Genomic DNA, 19257 nt, shown 5'->3' on the forward strand with positions numbered 1-19257 from the left:
TTTGATTTCATAGGGACAATTAAGTTTGGCAGAGCAGAGATTCGAAAAGTAATTTAAAACTGTACAAAATACGGCTTTTGTAGATTAAGAGGGGCAAATTAGCTCCTCTTTTTAATTTGAAAGGAGTTGAATCAATGTCAATTGAAATTGGATTACTTATTGCGATAGCATCATTAGCTATTAGCTATTTTGCATATTCACTCAATAAATCAAAATCATTGAAATCTGATGGACAACAAAGTGCAGAAATGAAGGCTGAATTAGGATACATCCGTAAAGGGGTTGATGACATTCGAATTGATTTAAAAGCGAACGAAAAGCAAATGGCTGCACTTGGCGAACGAGTCACAAGGGTTGAAGAAAGTTCTAAACAAGCGCACAAGCGTCTTGATAACTTAGAAAAGGAAGGTAACTAAAATGAAAATTGAAAAAGAAAATATCAAAAAACGATTCCGCAACTGGAAAACATGGGTTGCGCTTTTTTCATGCTTTGGATTAGTTTTATCAGCTTTTGGAATCACTGGGTTTGAGGGGAATTTAGAAAAAGTACAACAAGCAGTTTATCTGTTTGGTATTGCGCTTGGTATTTGGTCAGATCATGATGAAAATCCAAAAGGAGATGTTGAGTAATGGCAAGGTATAGTAATCACGGTGGTCATAATGAGTTCGTACAAGGTGCAAATTATGGTGGTCGTAAAGAGCACATCATGGACAGACTAGTAAAGGATGCTGTAACAGCTAAGTTAAGAGCGTTAGGCCATACAGTCTATGACGATACAGATGAGGTAGGAAGAACTCAAGCTCAGAATTTAAATAACATCGTTGCAAATTGTAATTCTCATGATGTGGATTTAGTTATCTCTTATCATCTAAACGCAAGTGATGGTAATGGGCACGGTGTAGAAGTTCTTTATTATGATCAAAAGGATTTAGCTGCTAAAGTTTCAGCTCAGTTAGCCAAAGATATCGGATGGCGTGACCGAGGAGCAAAACAACGTACGGATTTAGCTGTATTGAAAGGGACTAAAGCACCAGCTATTCTTATCGAATTAGGATTCATCGATAACGAATCTGATATGGCAAAATGGGATGTTGATAAAATCGCTAACTCAATTGTGTATGCTCTAACAGGACAAACTGTTTCTGGTGGTTCTAATAATTCTGGAAGTAACAATGGCGGTTATCAATACGTTAAGTCAGGAGGTTTCGGTATTTCGATGGTTCAAGAAGTTCTAAATGCTATGAACGCTCGTGGTACTAAAGGGAAAGTAGTTTCAGATCCATTAACTGGTCTAGCATACTTACAAACTGAAGTATTGTCGAACGGTGAACTTGATAAGATTACAGCTTGGATGGATGAGAGAAACTGGTGGTACGAATATATTAAACAGTAAATTTTTAAAACCGCCCTTAATTGGGCGGCTCTTTTTTTATTTTACATCCACAAATTCATCAATTTTAAATTTCGAATTTAATCCAAAAGCATCTGTACATCCAATTGTTTTCGTTTGTACATCTATATTCGTTATTGTTATGTAATCCTCATGTATATATCCATCTCTGTAGTATGAAACAAGTATTTCGCTGCTTTGCTGTAGAGATTCGTTTAATGCTCTTTCAATCCGTTCCTTTGTATCATCAGTCAAAAATGGTTTTGGGACCTTATATTGTTCCTCAAGTATTCGATTTATTCCCTCATATTGCTCTGGCATACTCGCGAACGGCTGCCATTTTACCATGCCACGACATCTAACTTTAGGAACTCCCCAGTTTTCCATATTTATCCCTCAATTCGTGTTGTTTGTTCTTATTATACGCGAACGTACGTTCTTTTAAAAGTATAAAAACAGCCCCGTTTTCACGAAGCTACATCCAAAAATCATCTTCTTTTATGTTTTTCCCTAACTTTTTCAAACCTCTTGTTATTTGAGTAATCGTAGAAAACTTAGGTATATATGTTTTATCGTTGCACACCTTAGAAATAGTTCCCCTGCTTAATTTCGCTGCTTTCTCTAATTCCCCTTGTGTGATTCCTTGTTTGTCTAACCAACGACCGAACCTACTACGTTTTTTACCTAATCCAAACACCTTTACCACCTCAAACATAGCTTGCCCTTTTCGTCATTTTTTTAAACTAGATAAAAAAACTGACATAAAGGTCAAACAGTACACAATACCTTTTACCATACCTAACAAATTGCGAAACTCAGTGCTAATCTAATAGCCTTTTAAAACTTCGTTTCACCTATTCTAAATAGAATTCTTTCACAGAATGATACTTCAGACATCGGTAGGTTACTATTTTCAAAGATTCATAACCATATTTATCTCTTCTAATCTTCAGGGACTATTCTCTATGAGAATACTAAAAGGAGGTGGTGGTGCTCATGGTTTTCGAGATAGTCAGTTCTGTTGCGGTCGGTGGTGCAATTATTTTCTCGAAAATGCATCAAAAAGGTGCAACAAATGATGCTGCTAAAATCCAAAGAATTTGCGCTAACTGTGGTTTGAAAGTGAAAGAAGGCAAGGACACCAAAACAATACAGCTGCTTCGTAAGACAAGAAACGAGTGGGGTGTGGAATATGCGTACAGGATTCCTCTTGGTCTTAGTTTCTCCGATTTCAAACAAAAGATGCAGCATTTAGAGGACGGATTAAACCATAAGAGCAAAGTTTATGATTTTAAGATATCAGACTTCAAATCTCTCCGCATACGAAAAGATTTCTTAAAACAAATACAAAACATCATAAGCAAAAAGAAATGCGTTAGAAAGGAAATAGAGCTCTCTTATGATGGGTTATTGAAAATACGAGTTTACGAGAAGGGGATTCCTGATTTCGTGAAGTTTGAAGAAGACATGATGAAGCAATGCAGGGGATGGGAAGTTCCGATTGGATATACACGAGATGGCTTAGTAAAACATGATTTCGATAAGATTGCTCACATGATCTCAGCAGGAATGACAGATATGGGAAAATCGAATGTACTTAAGCTTATCATTACATCCCTTATTCGTAATCAACCAGATAATACAAAGCTATTCCTTATTGATTTAAAGGGTGGTCTATCTTTCAACCGATACAGATTCCTAAATCAAGTCGAATCAATTGCGAAAAACCCTGACGAAGCCCTTGAAACTCTAAGAGAATTGCAAACTAAACTGAATGAGAGAAACGAATACTTACTAGAAAAAGGATACGAAGATATAAAAGAAGAAGGGGATCCAGTGCGATACTTTGTCATTGTAGATGAAGCTGCCGACATGACGCCATACCAGGAGTGCAAGGAAATCATTGTTGATATAGGAAGACGAGGCAGGGCAGCAGGGTTTCGCTTGGTATATGCAACTCAGTATCCAACGAATGAAGCCTTGCCATCGCAGCTCCGGCAAAACATTGGTGCTCGTGTTTGTTTTAGATTACAAACCGAAGCCGGGAGCCGTGCTGTATTGGATGAAGGAGGCGCTGAGACTCTTCCTAACATTAAAGGTAGAGCAATATATCAAACTAATGAAAAGAAGGTATTACAAACCGTATACATCGACAACAAGAAAATCGATAACATCATAAAGCCACACATCAATATAAGAGCAAGAAAGGAGAATGAAGATGCAAAAGTTAGCAATGAAGGAACAACGCTTAGAAAGCATTCTCTCGAGCTTGAAGAGATTGGGATTTTTGACTAGAAAACAAATACAGATACTTCATGATTTGGGTGGGGATAGAAACGCATCCCGTGTTATGAAAGACATTGAAGAATATGTATCTAGTTTTCGATTTGGTGAAAAAGTTTATTACCTCAACAAGGAAGGGCGTGATCGTATTGGAAGCAAGAAGGTTCTCAAACGTTCTAACCAGTTTAGGCACTATATTATGCGGAACGATATCTATATTGCCTACGAATGCCCCAATACATGGAAACAGGAGGTAAAAATGAATGTAAAAGGTGTCGTCTCTATAATTGCAGATGCTTTATTCTCTGATGGCGGCCGTTATCACATTGTAGAGATAGATCATGAGCAGAAAATGAGTGCAAACCGTGTGAAGATGCAGAAATACAGAAAGTTAATTGACTGCAATGTATTCGAGAAACCACCTAAATTTATATGGTACACATGTACAGAATACCGCAGAAAGCAATTGCAGAAGCTTTGCGAAGGTTTGGATTGTAACATATTCACAGTTACTGATTTCCATTAAAAACAGGGAGATGGTCCATATGGCAACTGAGACAATGAGCATCAAAGATTTTATGGATGGTAACTATGGAGCAAAGAAAAAATGGAGTTTGTTCAAAAAGAAAGCAAAAAAATACGCACCTGTTGCAGTGCGCGTATCATTAGTAATCGGTAGTGCTATTATATTCAGCAATATCATAGATATTCCGCACGGATTTGCTGCAGGTCCAGATGTGGACTCAAGTGAAGTATTTAAAGATGCTCAATCATCTGATGGGAGAATCAAAAACTATATAGATGGTCAACTATACAATCGTATTGTAAATGCATTTGAACCTGTTATATTCCTAATCAAAGCAGTATCGTATCCTATTGCATCTGTTGTGGCGCTATGCGGTGGATTATTCATTATGGTTGGCAGCCAGGAACGCGGATTTAGTCTTATAAGTCGTGCAGGGATTGGCTATATTGTAGTCCAAATGATTCCACTGTTTATGAGGCTGCTTGTTGAAATAGCTAAAGCGATATAAATGCAACTCTTCTCTAACTAAACATACACCCAATCGTAAATTAGTTTACGAGAAGAGTTGCAAGGGTAACAGGCAATATCTATGTTATGAATTTAATATACAATATAGAATCAAAAGCCCTGTATAAACAGGGCCTATTTTAAATTTAAATCCATCATAATTCTCTTAAAACTTCCACTCTTCATAAAGCCTTCGACATCGTTTAATATCTTGTCTTCTATTTGTTTCCGCTGTTTTTCTGATAAACCTTCTTTATATTTATCTCTTAGCCCTTCTATATGTTCGATTTCTGAAGTAAGAGGGCTTTCTATTTGTTGAGGCGGTTTTAATCGACCTGGTTCATTTTTAACAAATGTATTGTACCATTTTTCTTTAGGGTGTTTTTTTATAATGGTTACAATCCAAATCCCTGCCAAATTAGTAAACACATAATAATCATCATCTTTACCTACACTATATCCAAAAACACTTCCCTGCATAGTTGCGTGAGGAGTTTTAACACCAACCGCTTCTTCAACTGTATCAAAGAAAAATATGTGATTTTCTATATAATCAATATTCATGCGTCTTTTTAAAAGGTAATCTCGCATTATCTTTTCGGTTTTCTTCAGTAAAGAAAGTCTTGTAGCATCAATACGATTAGGGTCTTCTTCAAACCAATTAATATCTAAATAAAGAATGCGCCAATTAACTGAAGTTATAAATCTGCATAACCAATCCCCATCATACTTTAATACACTGTTAAAACCGTCGTTTTTAAACGGTAAATATATGTCGTTAGAAAATTTTCTTTCTGAGTCACTGAATATTTGCTCGCATTCTCCGCATAAAAGATGCATTTTTTCGCCATCTTGTATTGCTTGGTTTGGTTCGGAAGATAGTCTTAGTCTGCCTGTAAAGGAATCTCTTTTTAATGCTCGAAACACAAACTTAGGAATAATATGACTAAGTTTTAATTCAGACTCTTTTTTACATAAAGCGCATTCCCCTGATACTGCCATGAAATTCTCTCCTTATCTCTTTTTTGTAAAAAGCCATGTTTATTTTCTATATTTTAATTATAACATAATAGGAAATATAACCATTACGTGGAGACTATCCACCAGAATTTTTACCAACGTTTTTCCTTTGCAGGAATTTCTCATCCATCATTGAATACTCTCACTAGGAGGTGTTGTGACGCTATGACGGACGAAATTGTTTATTCTGCTAGTGAAGTATACAAACGACTAGGAATAAGTGATAGCACCCTTAGAAAGTACAATGAAGTATTATTGCGTGAAGGATTCGCAGTGAAGAAAGATAATCGTGGCAGACGCCAATACACAGAGCATGACGTTATGGTGATTGAGAAGTTAATTGAGCTAAGTAAGCATGACGGTATGACGCTAGAGAAGGCAGCGAAGATGATTGCGCAGCAAATAGAAAAAGTTAATCCGGATCTGATTCAAGAAGAAGCTGCGGAAACGGATTTAGTTCCATTCCACATTAAACAGCAATTACAGCAACAATACAGCGTTATGGCACAGGAAATGAATCAAAGTATGTTAGCAATGGAGAAGCGATTAAGTGAGCAGGCGAAGCAGAATAATGAAGAAATCAAAGCGAGTATAGAATCGCATAATGAACGAGTTGAAAAACGATTGGAAGCACGAGATGAGACGCTTATGAAGACATTGCGTGAGATGCAAGAAACGAAGAGAATGATGCAGGAATTTCGGAATGAGGTTGCTGCAGCAAAAGAGAAGAAGCCGTGGTGGAAGTTTTGGTGAAAATGTAATCACTTATAAACGAGTAGCCCTATCATTGTAGGGCTTATTTTCTTACATAGATTATGTCATTGGTAAGTGTTGTATGTTGATGGTAATACCTTTTATTTTTTATAAAAGTATAATTTTATAACTTTATAATTTTATAAAATTATAAACGTACTTATTTAGATAGGAATAAAGTTTAACTTTATTCCTATTCTCGACTTTTCTTTACTTCAAGCACTTGTTTTACAGCATTTTTCACTAACTTTTGTTTTGGTGCAGGCAACGAAGCAACTTTCTCTTCGATTAACATATTTATAACTTCATAAATTTTCATATCTTCAATTGTAGCCAGTGTGGATATTGCCGTATGCGTTTCTAATGAGACGCGGAAAGATTTTGGTAACTCTTTCGTAGTAAGTTTTCTCTTTGGTTTTTCAAAGAGCTTATCATCGTCAGGAAAACTACGTTCCTGATTTTCTTTGCTTTCGGGTGTAAAGGTTACTGATCCTTCAGTTTTCTTTCTTCTCATACCAAGTTGTTCTTTGTCTATATTCAATTTGTTATCCATTTACCGTTGTCATTCCTTCCAAAATCTCGATTCTTTTTTCAACTTCACCCGCAATATTTTGGTATACAGTATGAACGTTTTTATCATGAACATCTTTCAGATTATAAGTGATTCCCGTTCTATCAAATCTCTTTAAACGTGCCATCTGTTTAATGATGTTACTGAATACATTGGCTTTACCAAAAATCTCTTCGGCTTCTTGAAGAATATCTTTGTCGATTTCATTTCCGTTTTGCATTAGTACAGGTAATGCCCCGATAATTTCTAATGGTAAATTGTAATCATCTGCTAACGAAAATACATGTTCAACGTATTTCTGAGCGCCTTTTAATGATCTTTCTTGTGTTTGTAAAATAACCATTACATAGTCACTAGCGACTAAGGCGCTGTCTGCGAATTTATTTAATTGTGGTGGCACATCAATAAAAATGTAATCATAATTTTCTTTGATTGTACTTAACTGTTTTGCGAAATAAGTATCTTGTGAGAAGTCATCCTCGAAATTTCTAAATAAGAACTTTTCATATGTTTGTAAATCCTCGTAAGAAGGAAGTAAGTCTAAGTTAGGTAATACATTAATCAGTGCGCTTTGTAAGTTCGCATCTATAAGAGCCATAGCTAATGTTCTTTTAAATTCCGGTTCAATTGAATGAACTTTTTTCATTGTGTTAAATAGTAAATCAGTTGCATTTGCTTGCGGATCTAAATCTACTAATAAAGTTTTCTTTCCATGTTTCGCGAATGTATAAGCTAACATTACAGCGTTGGTAGTCTTTCCGACTCCACCTTTGAAGTTCCCCGTTGTGATAACCTTGCACATTTTCCGTCACCTCGTAAAAAAGTTTTTTTATACTTTTATAAATTTATAATTTGATTTTATACCACAACAAACCTACGGTAAAGTATAAAATTATACTTTTATACTTTTATAAATAGTTTACTATTCATTTACAAGTACTCGATGGCTAAAATAATTGATTTTAAAAACACTGTAATATCAAGCTTAATTAGTTCATTTTTTATAAAAATATAAAATTATAAATTTATAAAAATATAATTTTATAATAAAAATATCATTCTCTTTTTGAAAAACTAGGTTTTTATAAAAGTATAAATTTATAAAAGTATAAAAATGAAATTCGGATTTTATATAGAGCGAAATATTACAGGCTTATAGGGGCATTTACAAACAAAAAAGCTTGTTGTAACGTAGTACACAACAAGCATCATTCTACAAAACAAAACATAATTTGATATTTTACATAAATGAAGATCGAGCAAAACAATTGAATATGAACACAAAACAAAAAGCCACTCCCATATGCTATTGGCGCCAACCATTAGCGGGAATGACTCAGTTCTAGTAATTGCAACCAACACTTACTAGAATGAACTGTATTGAACCACAGTATTTACGTTTAAGTAGTGTACCACCACTATCTTAAACAACTATGCCTTTTCACGAGGCTTCTTTGATATACCCATTTTATCTATTGTTTGGATAAATATCAACTAGTAAATACTAGTTTTGATTATTTTGTAGTCCAAAAGATATATAGCGGGCATCTCTAAACCTAGAAGTCTTGTGAATGTACAAGCCATTTAGGAATTGGAGATGCCTTTTTGTTTTTTTGTTCGCGTGGAATTGCCTGATACCACGTAAATAAAAACTGATAAGCCGTAATTCCGTGCTGCATACATTTATTTAGCGGGAACGTGTTACGGCGTGGCTGGCTGTTGGTCGTGCAGGGGGTACAGAGTATACGCCTACAAAAACAGCACCCCTCACTGGAATCCTGTTCTTCTGGTGAGGGAGGGCGAGAACTTGCCCAGGGACGATTCTCTAAAAGGTTCGGGTGGTTATCGTTAGCATCACGGTGCTAGGGAGTACATTCAGTTTGTCGTGTAGGGACGATATTGCAAGGACAAGCCATAGAAAAAGGATGTATGCGGTGAAAATCGCTGAGTGAACAGGGTCTATACATACGGATACCTTATAAGTGACCGCATGGCAAAAACAAAGACGCTTATCCATCTATTTTGATCGATTACTTTTTTGTAGTCTTTCGAAATAGGGGATAAATCTGCCTGCCAGCCGTGTTCCTTAACCGTTCCCACATGATAAAAACCGTCAAAACCTTCAGTCAAGGCTAACTACGAAGAACAGATGAAAATTATGAGATTGTATAAGACCTGGGGAAATTACTCACTAAGATAGAGGAATTAATAAGGGAATTATAACTTACTTGGTTAGAGGGTAAGGGGACGGATGGTTAGAATGTACCCTATTTCCAAAATTGGTTTTATCAATCAGATATAGTACGTGAAATTTATTTTAACATATAATCTTTCTCTTCAACAAAAATTGGTGGTTGGGTGTTATCCTATTTTTATAAATCCGTTTATTATAAAGAGGGAGTGATTTTTTGGAGCGTTGTTTTTGGTGTAAGGTAGAGAAAGACGAAGATGATTTTTACCTTTATAGCTATACTAAATTTAGAAGTGGTAGAGAAGAAAAAAGTTATCTATGTAAAGTTTGTAGTGATAGATCCCATGGTGATAAGTGGTATCCGATTATAGGTTATGATCAGAAATGCGATATTAGTAATCAAGGAACTGTAAGGGAACTAAGAGGTAACAGATATTACAACATAACGAGAGTGCAGAATGCTAATACAGAATATGTGTACTTAACTAAAAATGGTAAGAGAATGAAGAAAAATATTGTTCCATTAATGAAGAGGTTTGTATGGAAAGCAAATAATTAGTTTTGAGAAATTATATTTTTGAGGTGATTATTTTATGTATAAGGATGAAGAGTATTGTAGTTGTGAAAATAGTAGTGGTGTGTATTCTGAGTGGGACGGTATTGGAACTTGGGATTATTGCGATGACTGTAAGAAGAAAATTGATGGTTCTCTTTGCTACGATGACGATCCTATGATTGAAGATTTGATGTGATTAAGTCTTTGCATTTTATGTGGGGATTTTTTTATAAAGAAAAGACACCCTAAGGTGCCTTCCTTCGACTTGAACCATCTTAATTTTAATAATATGTATATGGACTCCCATCCAATTTACATTTTACCATATTTATCTATATTGCTTATTGAGAAAAAAGAAAAAGCCCCATATATAGGAGCTTTTATGTTATGGTTAAGTTACCTAAATTATTATTTTCTTGCACATGTTATCCCCGTTTCATGTGCTTTTTTTATTACTACTTACTTTATGATGTTATCCATAACTACTTTGTATTGATCAAATTCTTCATCTTTCATCTTACCACTCATTTGCAATAAGAATTTCCCTTTAGCATATGTATGTGAATAAAGCATAGGTGCAGAGTTGCCTAGTTCATCATAGTAAGTTTTCGCTTTTTCCAGGTCTTTTTGGCTTTTGAATTTGTAAATGCGTCCTCCTTGATCTTCACCTAAAGCTGGTACAATGATTCGTTTTCCCTCTTCACGAATGTTACCAAATTCTTTTTGTGGTAAATTAGTAGGGTCTTGTGCTTCTAATCCTGCTTTATTAAACTCCGTTATAATTTCATCAACTGTTACTGTTTTGAAAACTGTTGTTGGTGCTTTTCCACCTATAACCCAGAGTAATGCGAAAAATATAATCGCAGCTCCTATGACGGTTCCAAGGCCCCAACAAATATATTCAATAATTTTCTTATTTCGTAAGGATTCTTCCATGTTTACAATCTCCTTTTTTATTACAAATGACTTTCAATTATTTTTTTAGCCTCTTCCATATCCTTCATCTGTTTTTTAGTGAAAAATACAGCATTTTCTTCTTGTGTTACTTCGAATTTAGTTTTCTTAGTACCAGATCTACTAATCAATTCGAATCGTAAATAACCATTAGTTAATAATTTCGGCTTTTCAAACTGTACTTTTTTAATATCTTCGAAGTATATCTCCATAACTCTTTTACTAATGCCCATAATTTTAGAAGGTTTAATGACAATTTTTTCATCATCAATTAATAAAGTGCCGTTGTACGCTTTAAATTCTCGCATTTACCCTGTCACCTCTATGTTTTTAAGTGTGAATATATAAAAATGTAAGATTTCCGAAACCATCATAACAAATTCAGTTACAACTATTTTGTCATATTTTGTCGAAAGAAATAAAAAAAGAGAGCCGAAGCTCCCGTTTGGAAAGAATGGTAATATTATGTAAAATTTTACCACTATTCATTGGAAAACATTTCTTCTACAATGTACTTAAATCAGAATATTTCTTGGTTATCTTCAAGCATCCTAATTAAAACGGAGACTTGCTTGCAAAAACGTTCTCTCTGGCTTTCATTTAACGCCGCATACGTCGTTTGAATGTCGGATAATAGTTCTTGTAGGGGTTCTTTGTTGAAATCGTTCTCGAACCCAATAAGCACGTCTACTGAAACATTGAAGAAGGAGGCGATACTAACCAACGTATCAATATCAGGTTGGTACCGATCGGTTTCCCAATTTTTGATTTGACTTCTACTCAAGTTCAATTTGTGGGAAAGTTGTTCTTGAGTTAAGCCACGTGACTTTCTTAGTTTTTTGAGAATATTTCCAAAGTGTCTCATAATTAAAAGTATAAATACTAAACAACTATACTACTATTTATGGGCGGTTAACTACCTATAATTAATAAATGGTAGTTAAAGTTTCTTTATTTTTCACCGAAAACGAGCATACGTTCGTATTTTGTGGTAAAATATTCATGTGGGTTCTTTTTGTAAGATTTTTTATTAGAAAAACGTTGTAATATAGCGTTTTTCTAACTTTCTCAATAGTTGTCAGATAACTGCATGACCGAATATTGGGAAATTTGTGGTATTATGAAAATAACTAAAAACGGACGTAAAAAAGACCCACGGTGTAAGTAGTGTTACCAGCACTCTTACACTGCCCCCTAACCAGTCTAGGGAACATTGTCGCGGATCTTGTACATACCTATTATAACACAACTTAGAGTGATAGTGACACGTTTTCCTTTATATGTCAAAAAATGGGGTTGACGTGTCTTTTTTGTCCAGTACTAAGGAGGACAAAACTATGCATGATGCCTTAAAAGCACAAAAAGAAGAAAAGAATGCATTGTTGAAAAAACAAAAGGACAAAACGTTAAAGAAACTGCTAAGCAAAATAGATACAGAATTAGCAGCAAAAAAGATAACGTATACTCAATTGTCAAAATGCTGGGGTATTAGTGTCAGTGGTGTTTCTAATGTATTTAGCGGAGAAAGAGAAATTAGTTTTTGTTACTTGGCTAAGACATTAGTGTTGTTGTATGAAGATCATTTGCTTCGACGCGAACTACTTGAAGAATATTTAAAAGTAGCGAAGCCAGAAAACTTAAGAGAAGCTTTAGAATACCTGGCATTAAGAGGCGAATTCGATTTAGTAAAGATGTTAATAAACAAGGAATACAACTCAGATACACCAGAAAATAGAGAATGGTGTCGGGTTTATGAATTAATCTGTCAAAAAGCTCAAAAGAAAAAGATAAAGAAAGAGACCTTGATGAATTATTACGATTCTCTTGAAGAAGAAATGGAGAATAACAGTAATTTTGAAATGAAAATCCTGATTGACATATTACTTTGCCACACTTCATATCAACTTGGAGATTATAGATTGTTAAATAAACGATTGAATAAATTAATGAACAAAGCATCAAGAATCAAAAATAAGTTTGTAAAAAAATGCTATAAAGTTCGTATCGAAGAAGGGTTAGCTGCTATATATTTGACAAGCGATCAACTTGATGAAGTTAGAGATCGTTGCAATATACTGTTGGAGTTGTGCGAAAACGAACCGCATTTGATACTAAATAAAGCTAGAGCTTTATGGCTGAAAGCAGAATCATTTATATTCGATGATTATGAACAATCTTTAAAGCTATTCAATGAATCTCTTGAAATTCTAGAGGATAACGTGAATCCTGAGATGGAAAAAAAGAAAAACGCTATAATTAAAACGATACAATTCTTAAAAATTTATCACAATAGAGATTTAAATACATTAGGAGTTATGGATGATGGAGAACGAGCTTTTTTTGAAATTAGAATTGGAAATCTCGAAGCTGCAATTGAAATTTTATCAAATATAGAAATAAAAAATAGAGGTTTGTCATCATTCGAGTTAGTGTACTTAGGTATGGCTCAAAAAAACCGTGAAATCATCAAGCAAGGCCTTAGAAAATTCGAAGAAAAAAGCTCGTTATTTTATGCTAGATTTCCAAAAAAAGAGTTGGGTCTTATTTGAAAAAATGGTATAATAATCATATGAGAGGTGAAGTCTAATGAAAAAGATTTTAGCTATTATCCCAACTCTTGTAGTAGCTGGAGCGTTATTATTTTCTCCTGCTACAGACAAAGATAAGAAGTCAACAGCTGCACCACAAGAAAGTGTAGTTATGATGTCTGATCCTGGTGTAGGCTGGTAAAATACATTTATAGAAATGCGATCGTCTTGAAAAAGATGGTCGCATTTCGTGCGTTATGGGGATTTTCTGTTTTCCCTTAAAAAAACAAAAACAGAAAGAATGTGAAATGTTCACAAACTACTATGAAAATAACAGGGGGTTTTTAGGATGGAACAGAATAAAATCGAACAAGAATTAGTGGTAATTGAAAATAACTTACAAGACATCTTTAATGCAGCTCATAACGGCGATGCTGAATCATACGAAATGCTTTTAAAAATAAAAGAGGCGATCGGTAGCATTTGATGCTATCAATCGCCTGATATTTTAATTATATTTCTAATCAATTCTATAAGTTCTTTTTGTTTTTCTGGATTTTTAGATCTAATATCCAGCATAACTTCGTCTAATTCATCTTTTGCTGCAATTTCAGGATCTTTTTCGTCTGATTCACCTAATACATAAGATACAGAAACATTTGCGAGTTTAGCTATATCTAAAGATGTCTTTCTAGAAGGACACTTTTCAATATTTTCATTTTCCCATGCTGAAACAGCGGATTTACTTTTCAACCCTAGTGCATTAACAAATTCAGACTGACTCATTTTAAGTATTTCAGTCCTTATTTCTTTAACCCTCTTACTGATTAGTTGGTAATTCATTTATTTTCTCCCCTTTTATAACAATCACATATACCATTCATTATTAATGAAATTCCCAATATATAATAAATATATAGTAGATATATATTTAAAATGTAACAGAAAAGTTCACTCAAAGACAACCTTTTTAAAGATTTTTGAAAAAAATTAAATTTAGGGGTTCACAAAAAGTGAACTACTTGCTATAATCAAATTAACGAAACGAACAAAGGTGATAAACATGAAATTAAATATAGAAAAAGCCAAAACGTTGCGAAAGAGTTATGGTTACAGTCAAGTGTTTGTAGGCGATTATCTTGGTTATTCAACTAAGTCAGCTTATTCTCAACTTGAATCTGGCAAAAGGCAACCCAGTCTGTATAGATTAGGATTACTATCTAAATTATATGGAGTAACGGTTGATGAATTAGTAGAAGGTTAACGAAAAGTTAACTATTATTTTTAACTAAGTGTTCACTTTTTGAGAACATCAAGGAGGAAAGGAAATGAATAAATTAAAAGTTGTAGCGAATGAAATGCTTCCGATTTATCAAAATGAAAACGGCGAGAAATTCGTAAATGCTCGTGAGTTACATGAAAACCTTATGAGCAAACAAAAATTTGCTGATTGGATTAAGAAACGTATTGATAATTATGGTTTTGTAGAGAATGAAGACTTTTTCATAACTTTAGGAAAAAGTTCAGGAGGCCGTCCAACTACAGACTACATACTCACACTTGATACAGCTAAAGAAGTTTCGATGGTTGAAAACAACGAAATGGGACGTGCAATTAGAAAATACTTCATTAAAGTAGAAAAACGTCATCGTCAAGAACAGCCGACATCTCCATTGCAAGCTTTACAAATGGCGGTAAATAGAATGGTTTTACAAGAACAAAAGATGATCCAGCTAGAACAACAAGTCACAACAGTACAACATCGTATTAATAGCCTAGACACAATCGATACTGAAGGTGATCTACAACAACGATTAAACAAGATGATTCAGCGTTTAGCTTGGAACGAGGGAGTTAACTTCCAAGAAGCATGGAAAATGTTTAGAAACGCCTATAACACAGCCTACAAAACAAACTTGAGAGCGAAGTTGAACAACTACAAAGAAAAACATGGATTAAAGCAACTGACGGTGCCGCAGTACTTATCACTGACAAATCAACTATCCGATGCGGTTCGTGTAGCAGACAAGCTTCTTAATAAAGGAAGTGCTACAGCATGAGTCAGTTAAATGAAGCGATTGAAATCTTAGAATCTACGTTTTCGGACAGAAGGGATAGATACTCTGCAACATTAACAAATGAACATGGAACATTCCCTTGCATCGTAAGTAGAACTGAACATCTAGAAGCTTTAATCGAGATGGCTTTGGATTTATTACATGATCATTCGGAAGGAGCGATGTAAATGATGGACAATCCAATTTCCTTGGCAGTTTTAGGAGCAGTAATCACAATCGTACCATACCTAATACACAGAATCGATGTTTGGAACAAGAGAACAGGGTGGTCACAGGATGGAAAATAAACAACAACGAGATGAAGACGAAAGAAAGAAAATCATCGCAATGATACGAGATTTAAAGGCTAGAGGTGTACATAACAGTGTGGCAGTCATCGAGAAGTACCATTATATAATTCTAGCAAAATAACCAATAAAGGGGAATGTGAGATGAAATTCAATCGATATGACGCTCTTTACGCAATATTTTGGATAACGATTATGTACCTGGTATTCAGCAACGTAAGAGATCATGTTACAGCAGCAGTAATCATGGCATTAGTACTCGTAATGGCTGTGATGGAACATAAACACGGTTACTTCAATGCTAGACAGAAGTTCGATAAGAAAGCGGAAGAAGCAAAATAAGACAAGCGTTGTGCTTGTCATCATGATCAGGAGCGGATACCCACACCCCTCCACCTCGCTTCTGGTCATGATGATGCGCATATCATCAAAACAAAATAAAAACCGCCCTACCCCTAGGACGGTTTGGAGAAACAAATGATTAAAAACTCTTACCCATATTATAACACATTTGTTTTCTCCAAGTAAACGAGGAGGAATAGAAAATGATTGAAGTTCTGGAAAAACAAGTAGAACGTGCAGTCGAAGCTTTACAACAAATGTCCGATAAAGAAAGTGACAATGTGAAAAAGCTAGATCTTGACTATGTAATCACAGTTTTAACAAATAAACCGCATGGCAAAATGCCGTTCTAGGAGGATATAACTATGAAACTTTACGACTTAACAAGTAATTGGAACCAACTACAAATGATGATTGAGGATGGCGTAGATCCATCAGTATTAGAAGATACATTACAAGCGATTGAGGAGAGCATCCAAGATAAAGTGCAAAACACAGCGTTAGTGATTCGTAATCTTGAAGCTGATGTAGATGCAATTAAAGCTGAAGAAAAGCGCCTAGCGGAACGTAGAAAGGCGATAGAAAACAATTGTAAGAACTTAAAAGATTACTTGTATCAGCAAATGACAGCAGTTGAAATGAAGCGGATTAAAGGAACGATAGTGACTGTCGGTATTCAGAAGAACCCAGCAAGCTTAAATATCGCATTGGATGCAGTTATTCCTCCAGAATACATGATTCCGCAGCCAGCAAAGGTTGATAAAAAGGCATTACTTACGGCAATTAAAGATGGAATGAAGTGGGATGGAATTACATTAACACAGGAAGAGAGCGTGAGAATCCGATGAATAGAAGTGAAACGATTGCTGAATTAGCAAAGTCACTAGTGAAGTTCAATTCAGAAGTTACAAAAATAGCAAAAGATGCAGACAATCCTTTCTTTAAAAACAATTACGCAACGTTAGACACGATTATAGATGAAATCAGGCCAATCCTTTCTAAACATGGATTAAGCATCATGCAAATACCAAGTGGTGACGGTCAGAATGTAACGTTAAAAACACTCCTCTTACATGAGAGTGGTGAATGGTTAGAAAGCGATGAACTAACAATGAAGCCAGTTAAAAACGATCCACAAGCTGTAGGAAGTTGTATCACATACGCAAGACGATATTCATTAGCGGCTTTCCTTAGCCTTAATACTGGTGAAGATGATGACGGAAACAGTGCTACTTATGGGAAAGGTGGAAAACCTAATCAGAGAAGTAACAGTGGACAAGCTCCAAACAAGCTACAAGGCAATAACAACAACGCTGGTAATGGCAAAGCTTCCGAAAAACAAATGAAAATGATACACGCAAAAATAGTGCACATAGCAGCGCTAACCAAAAATGATAAGCAAGTTATCGAAGATACATTGAAAGGCAATATAGGTGTTGAAAATCTTAGTGAAATCAGTTCACAAGTAGCATCGAAAGCTATTGAGGTATTAATCGGTTGGGAAAATCAGTACAGCAAAGCAGGATAAGGAGATGAAACCTTATTTTAAATGAACAAACAAAAACAAATGTTGTTCTTCCTGGTTGGTGCTTAAAAGGTACTAATCAGGAAGAGATAAAACAAAACATTTTGCGATATATGAAGCGTTATGACGGATACAAAGTTTTGCGAGTTAAAAACGGAATGGCAATTTGTGAACGGGAGTGATTGAGATGAGTTGGAACAAAGATTATATGAAACCAATACCTCTAAAAGGCACGCATTTAGGTAAGTTATTAAGACGGGTTAAAGATTTAGAAAACCGTGGTTATGAACATGTTAGACCGTATCAAATACATGAAAAGATTTGTGCGGATTTCGATTACAAAGGGAATAAATCTTTCGGAAAAGGTGGATACAATTTCTCTGGTTACGATATGAAAACTGAGTATTCATTTCTAATGAGGAAGAAAGCGGAGTAAGGCAGGTGTGGAGTGGTGAGAGTTATCAAAATACGGAATGGTAATATGCTTGTTGATTTCTACATTTTTGATTGCGCGGGGTGTGGGGAAGAAATCAAAGAGAGTGATCGTCACTGGGAAAAAGGAGAAAACAAATATTGTATAGATTGCTCTTTTAAAGAAGGACTTATAGATAGTAGGAAATACCTTGATGGAATTGGATTATGCATTCCAAATATAAATTCAGCAGTTAAGGATGGGAAGATTGTAATTTACACCGGAAAGAAAGCTCCTTGGGAAAGAAATAAAAAAGAACAAAGACAAAGCCCTGAATATAAAGCTTGGAGAACCGCAGTTTTCGAGAGAGATGATTACACTTGTCAAGAATGCGGTCAAAGAGGTGGAACATTAAATGCGCATCATATAAAGCCTTTTGCTAAATATCCAGATTTACGATTAGAAGTAAGTAATGGAATCACTTTATGTGAGGACTGTCATAAGGAAGAACATAGAAAGGGGTAACACTCATGCAGGGATTCATAAAAGATTATAGGCAGGAGTTGGGAAGTGACATTTGGTTAATGCCCCCTATGTATCATCGAGTATGGCAGTGGCTTAAATATCAAGTGAATCATCAAGATAACGAGATTCCTATGAGGGATGGAAGTAAGTTTCTCATAAAGCGAGGGCAACATTTAACGTCTGTCAGAAACATCGCACAAGGTGTTGGTTACTACGAAGGAACGAAGTGGAAAGAACCCAATCCTAAGACAATCTCCACAATTTTAGGGTGGTTAGAGAAACAAGAAATGATTTTAATAGAACGCGGTCAGGGTAACAGGCAATATACACTAATAACGTTGTTAAACTGGGATTCTTACCAAGCTAAAAAAGACGAGGGTAACAGCAAAGGAACAGCAGAGAAACACCTCGCGGATATAAACAAGAATGATAAGAATAATGTTGTTGTTGAGGAGGAGAGTAATATCGAAAATTTAACAGAACGCCAAGTTAATCTTATTACTGATAAATACATGAAACTAAAAGGAAGGGGATTCCCAAGTCCTGATGATTACACTATTGCAAGTCAATTATTACAAGAAGGGGTGCCTTTTAACGAAATACTATTTTACCTAGATGAATGTTTTAATAATTTCACTCCTAAACACTCAATGGATCGGATAAATTCGTTTAGATATTGTGCGAGTTATATCTATAACAGATGGCATTCCAAGCAGCAAGCAAACAAACCGTTAACAGTAATATCAGGTAAGCAAGGAAGACGTCAAGCGAAGAACGAGGAATTACTTGCTAAATATGAATAGAGGGG

32 protein-coding genes are annotated in these 19257 nt (G+C 35.1%); 23 read left to right on the forward strand and 9 right to left on the reverse strand.

Translation table 11 applies throughout. From position 1 onward, the window contains the following. Positions 1-134 precede the first annotated feature (134 nt). From J4P91_RS26095 to J4P91_RS26105, 3 genes are read left to right on the forward strand one after another with little or no spacing between them, the layout of a single operon-like run. Positions 135-416, forward strand: a complete 282-nt coding sequence (locus J4P91_RS26095) for a hypothetical protein (RefSeq protein WP_207996391.1) — start codon at positions 135-137, stop codon at positions 414-416. A 1-nt stretch (position 417) separates the two neighbouring features. Further along, positions 418-630 (forward strand): hypothetical protein, encoded by a 213-nt coding sequence (locus J4P91_RS26100; protein WP_207996392.1) that lies wholly within the window; start codon positions 418-420, stop codon positions 628-630. After that, positions 630-1394, forward strand: a complete 765-nt coding sequence (locus J4P91_RS26105) for an N-acetylmuramoyl-L-alanine amidase (RefSeq protein WP_207996393.1) — start codon at positions 630-632, stop codon at positions 1392-1394. Before J4P91_RS26100 ends, J4P91_RS26105 begins: the two co-directional genes overlap by 1 nt. A 36-nt stretch (positions 1395-1430) precedes the next feature. On the opposite strand, the gene J4P91_RS26110 is transcribed toward J4P91_RS26105, so the two are convergent. Both J4P91_RS26110 and J4P91_RS26115 read right to left on the reverse strand, forming a co-directional pair. Continuing rightward, positions 1431-1778 carry a YolD-like family protein gene (locus tag J4P91_RS26110; protein ID WP_207996394.1) on the reverse strand — a complete coding sequence of 116 codons (348 nt, stop codon included), beginning with the start codon at positions 1776-1778 and terminating at the stop codon, positions 1431-1433. An 88-nt stretch (positions 1779-1866) separates the two neighbouring features. Beyond that, a complete protein-coding gene (locus J4P91_RS26115; RefSeq protein WP_207996395.1) occupies positions 1867-2106 on the reverse strand; it encodes a helix-turn-helix domain-containing protein in 240 nt (79 codons plus the stop codon). 281 nt (positions 2107-2387) lie between these two features. Between J4P91_RS26115 and J4P91_RS26120 the strand changes: the two genes are divergently transcribed. Genes J4P91_RS26120 through J4P91_RS26130 form a run of 3 tightly spaced genes read left to right on the forward strand, consistent with a single transcriptional unit; the run spans position 2388 to position 4708 of the window. Beyond that, positions 2388-3686 (forward strand): FtsK/SpoIIIE domain-containing protein, encoded by a 1299-nt coding sequence (locus J4P91_RS26120; RefSeq protein ID WP_207996396.1) that lies wholly within the window; start codon positions 2388-2390, stop codon positions 3684-3686. Next, positions 3625-4200 (forward strand): replication-relaxation family protein, encoded by a 576-nt coding sequence (locus J4P91_RS26125; protein ID WP_207996437.1) that lies wholly within the window; start codon positions 3625-3627, stop codon positions 4198-4200. The genes J4P91_RS26120 and J4P91_RS26125 overlap by 62 nt, the downstream gene beginning before the upstream one ends. A gap of 19 nt (positions 4201-4219) precedes the next feature. Beyond that, positions 4220-4708 carry a hypothetical protein gene (locus J4P91_RS26130; protein WP_207996397.1) on the forward strand — a complete coding sequence of 163 codons (489 nt, stop codon included), beginning with the start codon at positions 4220-4222 and terminating at the stop codon, positions 4706-4708. A 134-nt stretch (positions 4709-4842) separates the two neighbouring features. Here J4P91_RS26130 and J4P91_RS26135 read toward each other — a convergent pair whose 3' ends face one another. After that, the gene (locus tag J4P91_RS26135) at positions 4843-5709 is read right to left on the reverse strand and encodes a hypothetical protein (RefSeq protein ID WP_207996398.1); all 867 of its coding nucleotides are present in this window, start codon (positions 5707-5709) and stop codon (positions 4843-4845) included. Positions 5710-5892: 183 nt separating this feature from the next. Between J4P91_RS26135 and J4P91_RS26140 the strand changes: the two genes are divergently transcribed. Beyond that, positions 5893-6480 carry a DUF3967 domain-containing protein gene (locus tag J4P91_RS26140; protein WP_207996399.1) on the forward strand — a complete coding sequence of 196 codons (588 nt, stop codon included), beginning with the start codon at positions 5893-5895 and terminating at the stop codon, positions 6478-6480. 193 nt (positions 6481-6673) lie between these two features. Here J4P91_RS26140 and J4P91_RS26145 read toward each other — a convergent pair whose 3' ends face one another. Beyond that, positions 6674-7033, reverse strand: coding sequence for a hypothetical protein (locus J4P91_RS26145; protein ID WP_000369031.1), 360 nt, complete (start codon positions 7031-7033; stop codon positions 6674-6676). Next, complete coding sequence (locus J4P91_RS26150; protein ID WP_207996400.1) at positions 7026-7853, reverse strand: ParA family protein; 828 nt, start codon at positions 7851-7853, stop codon at positions 7026-7028. The genes J4P91_RS26145 and J4P91_RS26150 overlap by 8 nt, the downstream gene beginning before the upstream one ends. Positions 7854-9459: 1606 nt before the next feature. On the opposite strand from J4P91_RS26150, the gene J4P91_RS26155 reads away from it, so the two are divergent. Together J4P91_RS26155 and J4P91_RS26160 are read left to right on the forward strand one after the other, a co-directional pair. Continuing rightward, on the forward strand, positions 9460-9801 hold the full coding sequence (locus J4P91_RS26155) for a hypothetical protein (RefSeq protein WP_207996401.1): 342 nt from the start codon (positions 9460-9462) through the stop codon (positions 9799-9801). 34 nt (positions 9802-9835) lie between these two features. After that, positions 9836-9994, forward strand: coding sequence for a hypothetical protein (locus J4P91_RS26160; protein ID WP_207996402.1), 159 nt, complete (start codon positions 9836-9838; stop codon positions 9992-9994). Between the two features lie 263 nt (positions 9995-10257). Here the strand turns inward: J4P91_RS26160 and J4P91_RS26165 are convergent, their stop codons facing one another. The 3 genes from J4P91_RS26165 to J4P91_RS26175 all read right to left on the reverse strand — a co-directional run bounded on the left by J4P91_RS26165 (position 10258) and on the right by J4P91_RS26175 (position 11617). Beyond that, positions 10258-10734 (reverse strand): stress protein, encoded by a 477-nt coding sequence (locus tag J4P91_RS26165; protein WP_207996403.1) that lies wholly within the window; start codon positions 10732-10734, stop codon positions 10258-10260. 20 nt (positions 10735-10754) lie between these two features. Continuing rightward, positions 10755-11060 carry a DUF4429 domain-containing protein gene (locus J4P91_RS26170; RefSeq protein ID WP_207996404.1) on the reverse strand — a complete coding sequence of 102 codons (306 nt, stop codon included), beginning with the start codon at positions 11058-11060 and terminating at the stop codon, positions 10755-10757. Positions 11061-11272: 212 nt separating this feature from the next. After that, positions 11273-11617: a helix-turn-helix transcriptional regulator gene (locus J4P91_RS26175; protein ID WP_207996405.1), complete on the reverse strand. Its 345-nt coding sequence runs from the start codon at positions 11615-11617 to the stop codon at positions 11273-11275. A 472-nt stretch (positions 11618-12089) separates the two neighbouring features. Between J4P91_RS26175 and J4P91_RS26180 the strand changes: the two genes are divergently transcribed. The 3 genes from J4P91_RS26180 to J4P91_RS26190 all read left to right on the forward strand — a co-directional run bounded on the left by J4P91_RS26180 (position 12090) and on the right by J4P91_RS26190 (position 13767). After that, on the forward strand, positions 12090-13301 hold the full coding sequence (locus J4P91_RS26180; protein ID WP_207996406.1) for an AimR family lysis-lysogeny pheromone receptor: 1212 nt from the start codon (positions 12090-12092) through the stop codon (positions 13299-13301). A 37-nt stretch (positions 13302-13338) separates the two neighbouring features. After that, the gene (locus J4P91_RS26185; protein ID WP_207996407.1) at positions 13339-13482 is read left to right on the forward strand and encodes a hypothetical protein; all 144 of its coding nucleotides are present in this window, start codon (positions 13339-13341) and stop codon (positions 13480-13482) included. 147 nt (positions 13483-13629) lie between these two features. Next, positions 13630-13767, forward strand: a complete 138-nt coding sequence (locus J4P91_RS26190) for a hypothetical protein (protein WP_207996408.1) — start codon at positions 13630-13632, stop codon at positions 13765-13767. 5 nt (positions 13768-13772) lie between these two features. Here the strand turns inward: J4P91_RS26190 and J4P91_RS26195 are convergent, their stop codons facing one another. Further along, positions 13773-14123: a helix-turn-helix domain-containing protein gene (locus J4P91_RS26195; RefSeq protein ID WP_207996409.1), complete on the reverse strand. Its 351-nt coding sequence runs from the start codon at positions 14121-14123 to the stop codon at positions 13773-13775. Positions 14124-14343: 220 nt separating this feature from the next. Here J4P91_RS26195 and J4P91_RS26200 point away from each other — a divergent pair, with 220 nt between their 5' ends. The 11 genes from J4P91_RS26200 (at position 14344) to J4P91_RS29195 (ending at position 19252) form a co-directional block, all read left to right on the forward strand. Beyond that, the gene (locus J4P91_RS26200; RefSeq protein ID WP_207996410.1) at positions 14344-14544 is read left to right on the forward strand and encodes a helix-turn-helix domain-containing protein; all 201 of its coding nucleotides are present in this window, start codon (positions 14344-14346) and stop codon (positions 14542-14544) included. Between the two features lie 64 nt (positions 14545-14608). Continuing rightward, on the forward strand, positions 14609-15340 hold the full coding sequence (locus tag J4P91_RS26205; RefSeq protein ID WP_207996411.1) for an antA/AntB antirepressor family protein: 732 nt from the start codon (positions 14609-14611) through the stop codon (positions 15338-15340). Then, complete coding sequence (locus J4P91_RS26210; protein WP_207996412.1) at positions 15337-15525, forward strand: hypothetical protein; 189 nt, start codon at positions 15337-15339, stop codon at positions 15523-15525. The genes J4P91_RS26205 and J4P91_RS26210 overlap by 4 nt, the downstream gene beginning before the upstream one ends. Before the next feature lie 109 nt (positions 15526-15634). Beyond that, a complete protein-coding gene (locus tag J4P91_RS29510; protein ID WP_279538717.1) occupies positions 15635-15769 on the forward strand; it encodes a hypothetical protein in 135 nt (44 codons plus the stop codon). 20 nt (positions 15770-15789) lie between these two features. Continuing rightward, positions 15790-15987, forward strand: a complete 198-nt coding sequence (locus J4P91_RS26215) for a hypothetical protein (RefSeq protein WP_207996413.1) — start codon at positions 15790-15792, stop codon at positions 15985-15987. Positions 15988-16190: 203 nt separating this feature from the next. Then, the gene (locus tag J4P91_RS26220; protein ID WP_207996414.1) at positions 16191-16340 is read left to right on the forward strand and encodes a hypothetical protein; all 150 of its coding nucleotides are present in this window, start codon (positions 16191-16193) and stop codon (positions 16338-16340) included. 12 nt (positions 16341-16352) lie between these two features. Then, positions 16353-16835, forward strand: a complete 483-nt coding sequence (locus tag J4P91_RS26225) for a siphovirus Gp157 family protein (protein WP_207996415.1) — start codon at positions 16353-16355, stop codon at positions 16833-16835. Continuing rightward, entirely contained in the window at positions 16832-17515 is a 684-nt protein-coding gene (locus J4P91_RS26230) for an ERF family protein (RefSeq protein ID WP_207996438.1), read from the forward strand. The genes J4P91_RS26225 and J4P91_RS26230 overlap by 4 nt, the downstream gene beginning before the upstream one ends. 184 nt (positions 17516-17699) lie before the next feature. Next, complete coding sequence (locus J4P91_RS26235) at positions 17700-17948, forward strand: hypothetical protein (protein WP_207996416.1); 249 nt, start codon at positions 17700-17702, stop codon at positions 17946-17948. Positions 17949-17993: 45 nt separating this feature from the next. Next, positions 17994-18449, forward strand: a complete 456-nt coding sequence (locus J4P91_RS26240; protein WP_207996417.1) for an HNH endonuclease — start codon at positions 17994-17996, stop codon at positions 18447-18449. Positions 18450-18454: 5 nt separating this feature from the next. Beyond that, positions 18455-19252 (forward strand): hypothetical protein, encoded by a 798-nt coding sequence (locus J4P91_RS29195; RefSeq protein ID WP_243764021.1) that lies wholly within the window; start codon positions 18455-18457, stop codon positions 19250-19252. The last annotated feature ends 5 nt before the right edge of the window (positions 19253-19257 follow it).

The organism is Bacillus sp. XF8 (assembly GCF_017498755.1).
In the GTDB taxonomy this organism is placed as follows: Bacteria; Bacillota; Bacilli; order Bacillales; family Bacillaceae_G; genus Bacillus_A; species Bacillus_A bingmayongensis.